This is a genomic window from Haloarcula litorea (assembly GCF_029338195.1).
GTDB classification, from domain to species: Archaea; Halobacteriota; Halobacteria; order Halobacteriales; family Haloarculaceae; genus Haloarcula; species Haloarcula litorea.
The window spans coordinates 215,877-230,723 of sequence record NZ_CP119779.1 but is presented as its reverse complement, the minus strand read 5'-3'; the positions used below and the strand labels follow the sequence as shown (position 1 = coordinate 230,723).

At 71.7% G+C, this 14,847-nt stretch carries 13 protein-coding genes; 8 read left to right on the top strand and 5 right to left on the bottom strand.

The genetic code is table 11. The features are described 5' to 3' along the window. Positions 1 to 13: 13 nt before the first annotated feature. A complete protein-coding gene (locus P0592_RS01225; RefSeq protein ID WP_276272442.1) occupies positions 14 to 418 on the bottom strand; it encodes a hypothetical protein in 405 nt (134 codons plus the stop codon). A 4-nt stretch (positions 419 to 422) separates the two neighbouring features. Beyond that, positions 423 to 2,063: a uracil-xanthine permease family protein gene (locus P0592_RS01220; RefSeq protein ID WP_276272441.1), complete on the bottom strand. Its 1,641-nt coding sequence runs from the start codon at positions 2,061 to 2,063 to the stop codon at positions 423 to 425. Positions 2,064 to 2,181: 118 nt separating this feature from the next. Here P0592_RS01220 and P0592_RS01215 point away from each other — a divergent pair, with 118 nt between their 5' ends. Together P0592_RS01215 and P0592_RS01210 are read left to right on the top strand one after the other, a co-directional pair. Beyond that, the gene (locus P0592_RS01215; RefSeq protein ID WP_276272440.1) at positions 2,182 to 3,465 is read left to right on the top strand and encodes a HEAT repeat domain-containing protein; all 1,284 of its coding nucleotides are present in this window, start codon (positions 2,182 to 2,184) and stop codon (positions 3,463 to 3,465) included. Positions 3,466 to 3,507: 42 nt separating this feature from the next. Continuing rightward, entirely contained in the window at positions 3,508 to 5,124 is a 1,617-nt protein-coding gene (locus P0592_RS01210) for a phospholipase D-like domain-containing protein (RefSeq protein ID WP_276272439.1), read from the top strand. A gap of 21 nt (positions 5,125 to 5,145) precedes the next feature. On the opposite strand, the gene P0592_RS01205 is transcribed toward P0592_RS01210, so the two are convergent. Beyond that, positions 5,146 to 7,059 carry a Hef-associated nuclease gene (locus tag P0592_RS01205; RefSeq protein ID WP_276272438.1) on the bottom strand — a complete coding sequence of 638 codons (1,914 nt, stop codon included), beginning with the start codon at positions 7,057 to 7,059 and terminating at the stop codon, positions 5,146 to 5,148. Between the two features lie 126 nt (positions 7,060 to 7,185). Here P0592_RS01205 and P0592_RS01200 point away from each other — a divergent pair, with 126 nt between their 5' ends. The 3 genes from P0592_RS01200 to P0592_RS01190 all read left to right on the top strand — a co-directional run bounded on the left by P0592_RS01200 (position 7,186) and on the right by P0592_RS01190 (position 9,484). After that, complete coding sequence (locus P0592_RS01200; protein ID WP_276272437.1) at positions 7,186 to 7,683, top strand: Mov34/MPN/PAD-1 family protein; 498 nt, start codon at positions 7,186 to 7,188, stop codon at positions 7,681 to 7,683. Beyond that, the gene (locus P0592_RS01195) at positions 7,680 to 8,105 is read left to right on the top strand and encodes an FAD synthase family protein (protein WP_276272436.1); all 426 of its coding nucleotides are present in this window, start codon (positions 7,680 to 7,682) and stop codon (positions 8,103 to 8,105) included. Before P0592_RS01200 ends, P0592_RS01195 begins: the two co-directional genes overlap by 4 nt. A 95-nt stretch (positions 8,106 to 8,200) precedes the next feature. Beyond that, positions 8,201 to 9,484 (top strand): hypothetical protein, encoded by a 1,284-nt coding sequence (locus P0592_RS01190; RefSeq protein WP_276272435.1) that lies wholly within the window; start codon positions 8,201 to 8,203, stop codon positions 9,482 to 9,484. Between the two features lie 2 nt (positions 9,485 to 9,486). Here the strand turns inward: P0592_RS01190 and P0592_RS01185 are convergent, their stop codons facing one another. Both P0592_RS01185 and ribH read right to left on the bottom strand, forming a co-directional pair. Continuing rightward, entirely contained in the window at positions 9,487 to 10,647 is a 1,161-nt protein-coding gene (locus P0592_RS01185) for a pyridoxal phosphate-dependent aminotransferase (protein ID WP_276272434.1), read from the bottom strand. Next, complete coding sequence (ribH, locus tag P0592_RS01180; RefSeq protein ID WP_276272433.1) at positions 10,644 to 11,048, bottom strand: 6,7-dimethyl-8-ribityllumazine synthase; 405 nt, start codon at positions 11,046 to 11,048, stop codon at positions 10,644 to 10,646. Before ribH ends, P0592_RS01185 begins: the two co-directional genes overlap by 4 nt. An 88-nt stretch (positions 11,049 to 11,136) precedes the next feature. Here ribH and P0592_RS01175 point away from each other — a divergent pair, with 88 nt between their 5' ends. The 3 genes from P0592_RS01175 (at position 11,137) to P0592_RS01165 (ending at position 14,844) form a co-directional block, all read left to right on the top strand. Further along, positions 11,137 to 13,086, top strand: coding sequence for a flippase activity-associated protein Agl23 (locus P0592_RS01175; RefSeq protein ID WP_276272432.1), 1,950 nt, complete (start codon positions 11,137 to 11,139; stop codon positions 13,084 to 13,086). A gap of 119 nt (positions 13,087 to 13,205) precedes the next feature. Then, positions 13,206 to 14,354: a 5-(carboxyamino)imidazole ribonucleotide synthase gene (locus P0592_RS01170; RefSeq protein WP_276272431.1), complete on the top strand. Its 1,149-nt coding sequence runs from the start codon at positions 13,206 to 13,208 to the stop codon at positions 14,352 to 14,354. A 52-nt stretch (positions 14,355 to 14,406) separates the two neighbouring features. Beyond that, positions 14,407 to 14,844, top strand: coding sequence for a plastocyanin/azurin family copper-binding protein (locus P0592_RS01165; protein ID WP_276272430.1), 438 nt, complete (start codon positions 14,407 to 14,409; stop codon positions 14,842 to 14,844). The last annotated feature ends 3 nt before the right edge of the window (positions 14,845 to 14,847 follow it).

The following is a 14,847-nucleotide window of genomic DNA, read 5'->3' as shown; positions in this document are numbered from 1 at the left end:
GGCAACTAGCCGGTCAGTCCTCGGCCGCGACGACCGCCCCGAGCGCGTCGAAGCAGGCCCGCGGGTCCGCGGGGAACACCCGGATCGGGTCCGTCTCGCCCGAGACGCGGAGCCGGACCGCGCCCCGCTTCCGATAGGTCAGGCCGAGGCTGACGACGCCGGCGACGGCGAACGCACCCCCGAGGACGACGCTCCGTCCGACCGAGAGGAGACCGAACCCGACCAGGCCGAGGCTCATCACCGCGAGGAACCAGTCCACGTCCTGCAGCGAGACGTCGGCCACGGCCGCCGTCGCGACGGTCACGGATACCTCGTCGGGCCGCTCGACGAGGATTCGCTCGTCGGTGATCGTGATCCGACCGCCCCGACGGAGCGGCCCCTCGAAGACGGCGTCGCCGTCGGTGGGATCGGTCGCCATCGGCTCAGTCGTCGCCGCGGGCCGGTGGCCGGTCGCCGCCGCGACCGCGGAGTCGGTCGACGGCCGAGACGAACGCGTCGTCGTCCTCGGTGAGCGTCTCCCAGGCGGTCAGGCCCCGCTCCTCGCGGGTACCGGGGATGGTGTTGTCGAGGACGAACGCGACGAACCCGCCGACGACCATCCCGGTGCCGCCGACGACGAACAGCGTCGTCGCCACCACGTCGGTCCCCAGGACGGCACCCAGGACGGGGACGCCGGCCAGCCCCTGCTGGAGCGCCGTCGCGCCGCCGGCGTCGAGCCCCTGGCCGACCTGGCTCATGTACTCGGGGACCGCCAGGCCGGCGAACAGCGCGAAGCCGACGATGAAGATGTTGCGGTTGGCGTCGAGGTCGACGTACTTCAGCTGCGAGAGGCCGACGGCGGCGATCTGTCCGAACATCACCATGTAGAGGCCGCCGATGATCGGCGCGGGGATGGTCGCGAACAGTTGCCCGATCGGGCCGAAGTAGCCCGCCAGGATCATCACGACCGCGCCGATCTGGACGACGTAGCGCGAGGCGACCCCCGTGATCGCGATGGCACCGACGTTCTCGGTGTAGGAGGTACAGCCGTTCCCGGTGCCCATCACCCCCGCGAAGACGTTGCCGACCCCCTCCATCCCGATGCCGTGGTCGATGCGCTCGGCGCTGGGCGCGCCCTTGCCCGCGATGCGGGCGACGGAGTGGTAGTCGCCGAAGCTCTCGACCACGGAGGCCAGCATCCCCGCCATCATCCCGACGACGAAGCCGGGGGTGAACTGGGGCAGCCCCCACTGGAAGGGGTAGATCGGCTGGACCAGCGGCGCGCTCGTCAGGCCGCCCAGCGCGACGTAGCTCACGGACTCCTCGGCGAAGACGCCCGTCACCGAGAGGACGGCCGCGATCACCCACGCGAACGCGATCCCCAGCAGCACCGGGAACAGCTTGAACGCCCGGTGGCGCTTGTCGAGGTACTGCGAGAAGACGACGATCGAGAGCATCGTCAGCCCCAGCAGCCACCAGTTCTGTCCGGTCCCCGGCGCGGCGAAGTTCGGGTTCGCGATCTGCGGGACGTTGAACAGCGCCAGCCCGATGAGCGCGATGACCGGCGCGATGACGACGGGACCGACGTAGCGTTTCAGCTTCCCCATCAGGCCGGTGTAGCCGATCGCCACCTCGACGATCCCGGCGACGATGACCGCACCCTGGAGCTCGACGAGCATCGTCTGCCAGTCGGCCCCCTGCTGGGCCAGCACGCCGACGATGGCCAGCGCCGGAGCGAGCATCGAGAACGTCCCGCCCTGGACGATGGGGTAGCGGTTCCCGATGGTCGTCTGGGCCAGCGTCGCGATGCCCGAGACGACGAAGAACGTCCCGATGAGTCGCGCGACCTGCGTCGGGGCGGCGTCGAACATCCCCATCGCGCCCGCGAGCCCGAGCGGGATGGCGACCGACGCGCCGATCATCGTCAGGTAGTGCTGGACGCCCAGCAGGACCGACTCGCCGCGTGGCGGCCGGTCCTCGATGCCGTACTCGACGAACCCCGCGGCCTCCGTGTCGCCGGGCACGTCCGGCCCCTCCGGCGCGAAGTCCTTCTCCACCTCCTCGAAGTCGTCTCCGTCGCTCATACTGTTGCTACGGACACCTACAGACGCCGCTACTAATCTCTTGCCAGTCGGGAGCGACCGGTCGGGGACCGGCGCGGAAAGGAAAACGCTCTTGGCCCGTACCGCCACATCTCCGTGTATGAGCAACGGGGACGACGAGACGGACGCACCCGACGAGGACGCCGAGACCGAGGCGGACTCGGCGACCGACGTCAGCGCCGAGGAGCTGGAGTCGCGCCTCGACGACGCCGCCGAGGAACTGGAGGCCGCCGAGACGGAGGCCGACCTCGACGCCGCCGAGGCGACGCTCGACGACATCGAGAGCGACCTGGAGGCGGCGGACCTGCCCGAACCGGACGAGGACGACGAGGACGCCGAGGACCCCCGCGAGGAGCTGGAGTCCCGGCTCTCGGACCTGCGCGACGACCTCGAGTCCCAGCGCGGGCCCTACGCCGAGGACGTCGTCGGCCTCGTCGAGGACGCCCGGTCGACGGTCGCCGACAGCGAGTGGACCGACGACGGGGAGACGGAGGCCCACGAGGCCGTCGCGGACTTCCTCGCCGCGAGCGAGGAGTACGTCGACCACGACGCCGACGCGGGCGAGGACCTCGACGCCGCGGCGGACGCGCTGGGGACGGTCGCCGACGCGATCGAGTCGGCCGCCCTCGACGCCGACGAGGACGAGGAGACGATCGCCGGCCTGCTGGAGGCCGCCGAGACGCTCGAGTCGGCCCTCGAGGACGCCGAAGTGTGGGACGACCTCACCGTCCGCGAGCAACTGGACGCCAAGGGGTTCTACGACGTGCTGACGAACGAGAACCGCAAGGACTTCCCGGCCGAGTGGAACGCCGCGAAGATCCACGCCGAGCAGGGGAACCTCGAACTCGTGACGTTCGCCTTCGAGAAGCTGGGCTCGGAGTTCTACGAGGACTACACCATCGACATCCTCCACAACCTCGGCCGGGACGCCCAGCCCGCCTTCGACGTGATGCACGAGAAGGCCCAGCGCCGCGACAAGGGGCCGATCGAGGTACTGGGGAAGATGGGCGACGAGCGCGCGACCGACACCCTCCACGACTTCATCGACGGGGACGGCGACGCCGCCCTCCAGAAGGTCACCCTGCGCGCGCTGGGTTCGATCGGGAGCGCGGAGTCCGTCCAACCCGTCGCGAACCGGCTCGACGCCGACAACGACGACGTGCGCTCGTCGGCGGCCCGGGCGCTGGGCCTGCTCGGGGACACGCGCGCCGTCGAACCGCTCGCCGACGTGCTCGAGTCCGACGACAGCGACTCCGTCAGGGCATCCGCCGCGTGGGCGCTCCGACAGATCGGGACCGAGCGCGCGCTGGCGGAGGCCGCGCAGTACGCCGACGATCGTGCGTACATCGTGCAGGCCGAGGCCGAGAAAGCGAGCAGCGCCTGACGGCCCCTCCCTTTTTGTACCAGTGGGCGGCCACCCCCGCCGATGCGGTCGCTCGTCGTCACCCTCGCGCTCGTCGCGCTCCTGGTCAGTCCCGCGGCCGTCCCTCCCGCCAGCGGCACCTCCGACGCCGGGCGACCGGACCGCGAGTCCCCCCGCGTCCACGCCGTCTACCCCGACCCCGTCGCGGCCGGCGACCGCGGCGAGTTCGTCGTCCTCGCGGTCCCGAACGACACGCGACTGGGCCGGTACGCGATCACCGACGGCCACTCGACCGCGCGCCTCCCGAACGCGACGGCGAGCGGCCACGTCGTCCTGACGGGCGACCCCGCTCGCGTCCGGAACCTCACCGACCGGCCGGTGTACGGCGTCGCCGACGCGCCCGCACTCGCCAACGGCGGCGACACGGTCCGCCTGCTCCGGGGCGGGACGGCCGTCCACACCGTCCGCTACCGCGAGTCGAGCGAGGGCGAGGTCGGGGTCGCGAACGGCTCGGTCGTCCGCTGGCGGCCGCTGGGCGCGACGGACCGCCCGGTCGTGACCGACCGCGGGGGGCGCGTCCGCGTGTTCGCGCTCCCGGACGCGCCACGCGCCCCGTTGGCGGCCGTCCGGGACGCCGACGAGCGCCTCTACCTCGCCGGCTACACGCTCACCTCGCGACGGGTCGCCGACGCGCTCGTCGCGGCCCACCGCCGGGGCGTCGACGTCCGCGTCCTGCTGGAGGGGAAACCGGTCGGTGGCCGCACGCGGGCCGGTGCTCGCACGCTCGACCGGCTCGTCGCCGCCGGCGTCGAGGTCCGACTCGTCGCCGGTCCCTACGCCCGCTATCGGTACCACCACGCGAAGTACGCCGTCGCCGACGACCGGGCGGTGGTCCTGACGGAGAACTGGAAGCCCGCCGGCGTCGGCGGCAACAGCAGCCGCGGGTGGGGCGTCGCGACGGGGCAGTCTCGCGTCGTCGACGGGCTCGCGGGCACCTTCCGCGCCGACGCGGGCTGGCGCGACGCCGTCCCGTGGTCGACGTTCCGGCGCGGTCGCCGGTTCGAGCGCGGCGGCCGCGCCGACGCGACCTACCCTGAGCGGTTCGATCCCGAGACCGTCCCGGTCGAGCGGACCGACCTGCTGGTGACGCCGGACAACGCCCAGCGGGCGCTCGTCGGCGAACTCGACGCCGCCGAGGCGTCGATCGCCGTCGTCCAGCCGACCGTCGGCGACTGGGACGGCCCGCTGCTGCGTGCGCTCCGCCGGGCCGCCGACCGGGGCGTCGAGACCCGTCTCCTCCTGAGTTCGGCGTGGTACGTCCGCGAGGAGAACCGGCGGACAGTCGAGCGGTTCACCGCCTGGGCCGACCGGACCGGCGCACCGCTGTCGGCGAAGCTCGCCGCCCCCGGCGGGCGCTACGCCAAGATCCACGCCAAGGGGGCGGTCGTCGACGACCGGGTGGTCGTCGGGAGCCTGAACTGGAACGAGGCCGCCGCGACGCGGAACCGCGAGGTCCTGCTGGTCCTCCACGGCGACGAGGCGGCCGCCTACTTCCGGCGGGTCTTCGACGCCGACTGGCGCGGCGGGCGGCCGCGGCTCCCGCTCGGGCTCGGGGCCGCCGTCGCGGGCGTCCTCGCCGTCGCCGGACTCGCGGCTCGCCGGGTGCGGTTCGAGGAGTGAGCCAGCCGAACGACGCGGCCCTCAGACCTCGCCGGGCAGCGCCGTCGAACTGCCGAGGTCCTCGTCGATCTCGGCGTCGGCCATCTTCTCGACCAGCGCGTCGATGACGGCCTCGCGGCGACCGGAGACGAACTTGATCGACCCGACGACGAGGTGGCCGCCGCCGGAGACGCCGCCGCCGTCGACCTCCTCGGTCAGTTCGGCGACCATCTGTGGGATGTCGAGTCGCACGCCGTCCGACCGGAGGACCGCGAAGTCCGGTCCGTAGCCGATCGTGATGACGGGGTCGCCCGTCTCGGCGACCTTCCGGTCGTGGATCTCCCCCGTCGTCTTGCCCGGCGCGGGGTAGGTGAACCGGTGGGCGTGGTTCTCCACGTCGATGGTGTAGAGGTGCGCGCCGTTGTCCAGCCGCTCGTGGTCGACGTGGCTCATCGCGGCGTCGAGCTGTTCCTCGACGTCGCGTTCGGCGCGGTCCGCGAGGAACTCGACCAGCTCCTCGTGGCGGTCGCGGTCGTCGCAGTCGACGTCGAGGACGTCGGTGATGAGCCGCTCGCCGGAGCTGTAGCGCAGCCAGTGGGTGGCGTAGTCCAGCGCCTCGCCGATGTCGCGCAGGTCGTCCTCGTCGTACCCCTTCTCGCGGGCCAGGTCGACGTAGTCGGCCATCGCCTCGCCCTCCGAGCGGTCCGAGATCCCGGCGACGGCGGGGACGTGCTGGAGGTCGTCGGTGATCTCGGGGTCGATCATCCGGGCCAGCTCCACGCAGAGCATCCCCGTCGTGATGCGGTAGTCCTCGTCGTGGAGGTAGGGGTTGACGTGGTGTTCGATGAGCGGTTCCACGGCCTCGGGGTCGGGGTGGTGGTGGTCGACGACGACCACGGGGATGTCGTAGTGCTGGAGGTTCCGGTAGGCCGGCGTGTCCTCCTCCGTCGAGCCGTTGTCCAGCATCAGCAGGAGCGGGAGCTTCTGCCCGTGGCGTGTGCGGTCCTCAAGCGCGAAGTTGAGGTCCCGGGTCACGTCCTCCATCTCGTAGTAGGGGGCCTTGCTCGGCAGTCGCTTGAGGAGGTGCTGGGGTGCGTCGTCGTCCTCGTAGTAGTCGGCGATGAACCGTTCGAGCGCGACCTGCAGCGGGACGCTGGCACAGAGGCCGTCCCCGTCGGCGTGGTGGCGCATCCGGATGGGGCGGCCCTCCAGCACGGTGTGGCGGAGTTCGGCCGCGACCTCGCGGAGGTCCTCCCAGAGCTTCTCGAAGGCCGGCCAGTCGACCAGCGGGTCGACGTCGGCGGGTTCGGCGGCCGTCTCCAGCGCCGACTCGATGCCGGTCTCGACCTCCTCGGCGTCCTCGCCGTCGAGGACGCCCAGCGAGTCGACCTCGACCTGGACGCCGCCGTCGCGCTCCTCGGCGCGGCCGGAGACGCGGACGACGTCGTCGAGCTCCACGTCGGGGAACGCGCGGACGCCGGCCTCCTCGAAGGCCGCACAGGGGACGACGCCGGTGCCGTCCCGGACCTGGAACACGGTCGGGCCGCCGGTCTGCTTGATCTGGACGACCTGCCCCTCGACGACGACGGTGTCGCCGGTCGCGTCGGCGAGGTCCCCGACGGCCGTCGCCGTCCCGTGGGGGACGTGTTCGACGCCGTAGTCGCTCAGCTGGACCTCCTCGAAGCTCAGGTCGCCGTTGGGGCGGACCTCGCCGAGTTCGACCACGAGGTCGTCGCCGACGTCGTACGCGCCCAGCAGGTTCGAGTCGTGGACGAGTCCCGACACTTCCTCGGAGAGGTCGACGAAGACGCCGTAGTCGACGACGCCGTTGACCACGGCCTCGTAGCGGTTCCCCTCGACCAGGTCGTCGACGGTACACTGCGACGCCAGATCGTAGACGGTGGTCCCGCCGTCGGGGACCGTGGCACCGTCGTCGGTGCCATCTTGCGGAGACATTTGCTGTGGGTTCGGTTCTCCCGGGTTTGTACTCTTCGGAATCCGGAGACGGCCCGCTCCGGGGGCGTCGCGCTCGCCGACGCCCAGAGCGGAACCCTTAGAAAGCAACCGCCCCCACCACGAGGTATGGGGCTGTTTCGCTCGGGCGGCGTCCTCGGCATCGCCGAGTCGGCACTCGAGTTCGCACTGGCCGCGTCCGAGGAGTCACACCCGAACGAGTATATGGGACTGCTCCGGGGCGACGACGCGCGGACGGTCGGCCTCGACGAGTCCGGGACCGTCCTGACGGACGTGCTCGTCATCCCCGGCACGGAGTCCAACCCCGTCAGCGCGACGGTCAAGACGAGTATGGTACCCAACGACGTTCGCGCGGCGGGCTCGATCCACTCCCACCCCAACGGCGTCCTCCAGCCCAGCGACGCCGACCTCCAGACGTTCGGCCGCGGGGACGTCCACATCATCGTCGGCTACCCGTACGGCCGGGACGACTGGCGGGCCTTCGACAACGACGGCGAGCCGGTCGACCTGCCCGTGCTGGACGTCGAACCGCCCGAGGAGGCCTTCTTCGACTTCGACCAGTCGGACATCGACCGGGAGCTGCGCGAGGAGGAGTTCGACTCGTGACACGCGTCGTCGCACAGGGCACCTTCGACCTGCTGCACCCGGGCCACGTCCACTACCTCCGGGACGCCGAGGCGATGGGCGACGAACTCCACGTCATCGTCGCCCGCTCGGTCAACGTCACGCACAAGGAGCCGCCGGTCGTCCCCGACGAGCAGCGCCGGGACATGGTCGGTGCCCTCAAGCCGGTCGACGAGGCCCACCTCGGCCACCCCGAAGACATCTTCGTCCCCATCGAGCACATCGAGCCGGACGTCATCGCGCTGGGCTACGACCAGCACCACGACACCGACCAGCTCCGGCACGCGCTGGCCGAGCGCGGCATCGACTGCGAGATCCGTCGCGCCAGCCCGCTGGACGCGGACGAGGAGTACCTGCTCTCGACGGGTCGGATCATCGACCGCGTGATCGATGAGCGGGCGTGACGCGAGGGCCGCAGTGACTGAACGGCTACGGTGACCGGGCCGTCGCCGAGGTGTCCCGACACAAGACCCTTTTCGCTCGGCGATACTGAGTCGGTATGGTCCGTCGCCGGACGCTCCTCCGCGCGCTCGCAGTGTCCCCGCTCGCTGCCGTTCCCACCGCCACGGCGACCGCCCATCGCCTCGGCGTGGCGTGGCGAACGGCAGTCGGCGACACCGAACTCCTCGACAGTGCCCGTGTCGACGGCGAGACGCTCCTGCTCGTCCGTCCCGAAGGCGACCCCGCGACGATCCACGCCGTCGACGACCGCGGGGACCGGACCTGGTCCCGCCGACTGGACGCGGTCCCGGACGCACGGGCCATCGCCGGGGCCGGCGACGGGGGCTTTCTGGTCGTCGGTCCCGGTGACGACGAGGCGAGTCCGGTCGTCCGCTTCGGTTCGGACCGATCACCGTCGTGGCGACACCGGATCGAACGCGGACACCACGACGACGAGTTCCGCGTCCGGCCCCTCGACGACGGCGTCGCACTCGTCTCGAACAGCATCGGGACCCACGCCGTCTCGACGCGGGTCCAGCACGTCGCCGCGGACGGCACCGTCCAGTGGGTCCACACGCGGGACGGCCTCGCCGGCCTCGTCACCGGCGGCATCGACGGGGACCTCGCCGTCGGCGGGTACGCTTTCGAGTCCGAGTTCCACGGCTGGCTCGACCGGCTCGCACCCGACGGCGGGACGGTCTGGAGCCGTCGGTGGCCGGAGTACCTCGACGCGGCGAGCGCCGGCCCGGGCGGTGGGATCGCGGTGGCGAACCTCCCGGAAGACGAGGGCGGCCCGGGCTGGCGGCTCCGCTACCTCTCGACGGACGGCGAGACCCAGCGGGCGTGGGTGCACCACTTCGACGGCGACGCGCCCGCGCCGACGGCGACCCGCCGGCTGGCCGACGGCGGCGCGCTGACCGTCGCCGAGGTCGACGAGCCGGGCCGCGTGTTCCTCCTGCGGACCGGGCCGGACGGCAGTCCGGACCCGACAACCGTCGTCCCCGGCGACGGCCCGACGGTTCCCCGAGCCGTCTACCCGCTCGACGACGGAGCCGTCGTCGCCGGCCACGCGCAGTCGGCGACCGAGCCCGGGAGCTGGGTCGCCCGGCTCTCGCCCGGGGCGTCGCGGCGAGAGACCACGTCGGCCACCCCGACGGAGACGGCCACGCGGACCCGGACGGCGACCGACACCGAGGTGACGCCGTACCCGCCGCCGCCGACGGCCGTCACCGAGACGACGACCGGGGACAGCGGGCCGGGGTTCGGAGCCGGAACGACGCTGCTGGCGCTGGCGGTCGGGTGGCTGGCACGACGGGCCGGCGACCGCGAGAACGGCGAGTGACCTCAGATGAGGCCGTGCTCGGCCAGCCGGTCGACCGCCTCCTGCAGGCGGTCCTTGCTGTTTGCGTAGGAGATCCGGGCGTAGCCCGGCGTCCCGAACGCGCTGCCGGGGACGGTGGCGACGTGGGCCTCGCCGATAGCCTCGTCGCACCACGCCGTGTCGTCGCCGTCCGGGGCGACCTCCGGCATCATGTAGAACGCGCCCTGGGGCTCGGGGACGTGGACGCCGTGGTCCGCGAACAGGTCCATCAGGAACTCGCGGCGCTCGGCGAAGGCCTGGCGCATCTCCTCGACGGCCTCGTCGGTGTTGCGGATGGCCTCGATTCCGGCGTGCTGGACGAAGTTCACCGCACAGGAGACCGAGTGGGAGTGGACCTTCCCGGCCTGGGAGACCAGTTCCTCGGGCGCGGCGAAGTAGCCGAGCCGCCACCCGGTCATCGAGTAGGCCTTCGAGAAGCCGTTGAGCGTGACGGTACGGTCTTCCATCCCGTCCAGGGTCCCCAGCGAGACGGCCTCGACGCCGTCGTAGGTGATCTCCTTGTAGATCTCGTCGGAGATCACGGTGACGTCGTGCTCGACGGCGAGGTCGCGGACGCCCTCCATCGCCTCCCGGGAGTACACCGCGCCGTGGGGGTTGCCCGGGGAGTTGACGACCAGGAGTTCGGTGTCGTCGGAGACGGATTCGGCGAGGTCGTCGAGCGCGCCCGCGAGCTGGAAGTCGTGGGCGGCGGTGTCGACGCGCGTGAGGGTGCCGCCGGCGAGTTTCGCCATCGCCTCGTAGGAGACCCAGGCGGGGTCCAGCAGGGCGACCTCGTCGCCGTCGTCGATCACCGTCTGGAACACCTCGTAGAGGGCCTGCTTGCCCCCGGGCGTGACGACGAGGTTCTCCGGGCCGTACTGGTCGAGCCCGTCGTCGTGGAGCTTCTCGGCGATGGCCGCCTTCAGGTCCGGGATGCCGTTCGAGGGCGTGTAGCCCGTGTGGCCGGCGTCCAGGGCCTCCTTGGCGGCGTCCTTGATGTTCTCGGGCGTGTCGAAGTCGGGTTCGCCGACCGAGAGGTCGACGACGTCGACGCCGTCGGCCTCCAGTTCGGACGCCTTGTTGCTGATCGCGAGCGTCGCGCTCGGCTCTACACGTTCGACCCGTGAAGCGAAGTCCATGCTCATAGTTCTGCGAGTTCGATGGCGCTCGTGACTGCGGTGCCGCCCTTGTGGGTCCGGGCCTCGGCCTCGGCCGTGCTCATCCCCGGCCCGATGATGCCCAGCGTGACCGGCGTGTCCCGGTCCAGCGACACGTCGGTCAGGCCCTGGGCCGCGGCGTCGGCGATGACCCCGTCGTGGTCGGTGTCGCCCTCGACGATGACCCCCAGCACGGCCACCGCGTCGACGTCGTCCCGCCGTGCGAGCCGGTCGGCGGCCAGCGGCGTGTCGTAGGCCCCGGGGACCGTCAGCGTCTCGACGATCTCGGCGTCGGCGTCGGCCGCGGCCTCGCGCGCGGCCGCCGTCATCGCGTCGACGACGGCCCCGTGCTTGTCGTACTGGGCGACCACCAGTCCGAGCTGTACCATACGAGTGTGGGTGGCTGTCGTCCCTAAAGAACTACCGTTCCGCGGCGGAACCAGAAGGATTCTAACCCCCGCTGTGCTTCCGTCCCACATGGCTACGTCGAGCGATGCGTTGCCGGCCCTCCGCCGCGCCCGTCGTCGCGCCAGGTCGTGGATCCGCGACGACGAGCACGCGACGGTGAAGCTGGTGGTGGCCGTCGCCGTCGTCGGACTCGTGTTGCGGCTCGCCTGGCTGGGTCGGCGCGTCGCTCACTTCGACGAGGGACGGGTCGCCTACTGGGCCTGGCACTACGGCGAGTCGGGGTCGTTCGCCTACCGCTACATCATCCACGGCCCGTTCGTCCAGCACGCCGACCGCTGGGTGTTCGCCGTCCTCGGCCCCTCCGACTTCACGATGCGGCTCCCGGTCGCGGTCGTCGGCGCACTGCTCCCGCTGTCGGTGCTCTTGCTCCGGCGACACCTCCGGCGCTCGGAGACCGTCGCCGTCGCGCTGTTGCTCGCGCTGGACCCCGTCCTGCTGTACTACTCGCGGTTCATGCGCAGCGACGTCCTCGTGGCGGCGTTTATGTTCGCCGCGTTCGGGATGGTCGTCCGGTTCTACGACACGCGCCTGCCTCGCTACCTCTACTGGGCCGCGGGGCTGATGGCGCTGGGCTTCGCCTCGAAGGAGAACGCGCTGGTCTACGTCGTGACCTGGCTCGGCGCGACGGGCCTGTTGCTGGCGAAGGTGTTCGTCCTCCCGAACGGCTACCGCGACGCCGTCCTGTTCGTGACCGACGCCCCCTCCGGACGCGAGATCAAGGCCCGCGTTATCGGCCGGATCAGGGGGGACCTGGCGCTCGTCGTCGACACCGTCCGCTCCTTTACCGCCCGCAACGAGGACCCGAAGTGGCTGCTCGGGGCCTACGCGGGCCACGTCGTGCTCGCTGTCGGCCTCTTCGCCGCCGTCTCGCTGTTCTTCTACGCGCCGCGGGGTGCGGGCGTCGCCGGGCTGCGACACCCGCCGGCACCCCCGTCGGCCGGAGCCGTCGGGTTCTGGGAGGGCGTGACGAACCCCGCGCTGTTCGGGCAGATGGTCGACGCGACGGTCGACCGCGTCGTCGACCAGTGGAGCGAGTGGCTCGACCCCGCCTCGGAGAAGACGCTCGCCGACTACGAGCGCCACCTCGGGGTGTTCCTGAAGGCCCTGGTGCTCGCGTCGGCTCCGATCACCGCCTTCGCCGGCCTGGGCTACCTGCTGGATCGGCTGGGGTACACCACGCCCCGACATCTCGTCCCGTTCCTGTTCTACGCCGGGTTCGTCTCTATCTGGGGGTACCCGCTCGGGACCGACATCGGCGCGCCGTGGATCGTCACCCACGCCGTGGTCCCGCTGTCGGTCCCCGCCGGCGTGGCGCTGGCGGCCGTCTTCCGCTGGGGACTCGACGCGTTGTCGGCCGACGACGTGACCGGCGTCGCCACCTCGGCGCTCGTCTTCGCGCTCGTGGCGCTGCTGCTTGGCCAGGTGCTGGTGACCGGCGTCTACACCAACACGACAGCCGAGAGCAACGAGCTCGTCCAGTTCGCCCAGCCCGACCAGTCCACCCGGACCGCGCTGACGGAGCTGGACCGCATCGCCACCGCCCACGAGGGCGGGACGGACCTGATCGTCTACCACGGGGAGTCGGGGTCGAACTACGCCGCCAAGGAGGCGTTCGTCGAGGACGACCGCGAGTCGTGGGACGACGCCTACTGGGACCTGCGACCGACCTGCCTGCAGTGGCACAACACGCTCCCGATCCCGTGGTACATCGCCGCCCAGGACGTCGAGGCCGACTGCTCGAACCAGCCCGCCGGGCTCGCGCTCCGCGCGCGCCAGGACCAGCCGCCGGTGATCGTCACCCAGACCTACGACTCGACGGTGCCCGAGGACCGGCTCCGACAGGCCGGCTACGCCAGTCGGGAGTACAACCTCCGCACCGGCGGCTACCGGAACGTCTTCCGCGTCTGGATCCACGAGGCCTACGCCAGCGAGGGCTGGAACGCGACCGACCGGTCCTGACGGCGACCGCCGCGTTCGCACCGGCTGTCGGGGGCACGGTAGCCGACCCGGTATCTGATCACCGGCTTCCCTCGTCCCAGAACTGAACGCTTAAGCGCCGCGGCGGGGAACCGCGGCGTATGCCACGCACGTCACCCGGGCCGACGCTGGGCGTCGTCGGCGGGGGACAGCTCGGACGGATGATGGGGGAGGCGGCCGCGCCGCTGGGCGTCGAACTGGTCGTCGCGGACCCGACGCCGGACTGTCCGGCCGCGCCGGTGGTCCGCGACCAGCTCGTCGGCGGCTTCGAGGACGAGGAGACCTTCCGCGCGCTCGCCGAACGGGCCGACGTCCTCACCTTCGAGATCGAACTGGCCGACCCGGACGCGCTCGAACGGGTCGCCGAGGAGACGGGGACGCCGGTCCACCCCTCGCCCGACACGCTGCGGACCATCGAGGACAAGCTGGTCCAGAAGCGCCGGCTCGCCGAGGCGGGCGTCCCGGTGCCGGAGTTCCGCGCCGTCGAGACGGCCGACGAGCTTCGCGAGGCCTGCGCGGAGCTTGGCTACCCGGCGATGCTGAAGGCCCGCACCGGCGGCTACGACGGTCGGGGGAACGTCCCCGTCGAGGGTCCAGAGGACGTCGAGACCGCCATCGAGGCCGTGGCCGGCCCGGCGATGGTCGAGGAGATGGTCGACTTCGAGCGGGAACTCGCGGTGATGGGCTGTCGCGGCGACGGCGAACGGGACACGTTTCCCGTCACGGAGACGATCCACCGCGAGGAGATCCTCCGGGAGAGCGTCGCGCCGGCCCGCGCCGACGAGGCGGTCCGCGAGCGCGCCCGCGAGGTCGCCCGCGACGTGCTCGACGTGATGGACGGCCGGGGGGTGTTCGGCATCGAGCTGTTCCAGACGAGCGACGACGAGATCCTCCTGAACGAGATCGCGCCCCGGCCCCACAACTCCGGCCACTGGACCATCGAGGGCTGTCACACCTCGCAGTTCGAACAGCACGTCCGGGCCGTGATGGGGCTGCCGCTGGGGACGACCGACCAGCGCGACCCGACCGTCTCGGCGAACGTCCTCGGCGACGTCGACGAGCGACGGGCGGCGACGCTGTACGGCGACGAGGCGGTATTCGCCGCCGACCGGGCCCACCTCCACTGGTACGGCAAGCAGGAGGTGTACGACCTCCGGAAGATGGGGCACGTCACGGCGACGGGCGACGATCGGGACGCGCTGCTGGCCGACACGCGCGACCTGCGGGACGGCCTGACGTTCCGGGAGTAGCCGCCCGTCGGTAACCGAGGCGTCTTTGTCCGTCGAGTCCCGAGCGACGGCTATGGACCGACGGACCTTCCTCCGGGGAGTCGGGGCGAGCGGGGTGCTGGGTCTCGCCGGCTGTCTCGGCGGTCGCGCGGCCAGCACCGACTACGACGTGGGGATGGGCGCGAAGGTGTTCCGGCCCCAGACTCTCGAGGTGGCTCCGGGGACGACCGTCACGTGGCTCAACACGAGCAAGCAGGGCCACACCGTCACCGCCTACGAGGACGGGCTCCCCGAGGGGGCGGACTACTTCGCCTCCGGCGAGTTCGACGGGGAGCAGGCCGCCCGCGAGGCGTGGGGCAACAGCACGGACGGGACGCTGTTCGAGGGCCAGGCCTACAGCCACACCTTCGAGGTCCGCGGCGAGTATCCGTACTTCTGTATCCCCCACGAGCGCGGCGGGATGGTCGGCACCGTGGTCGTCACTGACGACCCGGCGACGGCGGAAGAATAGTCG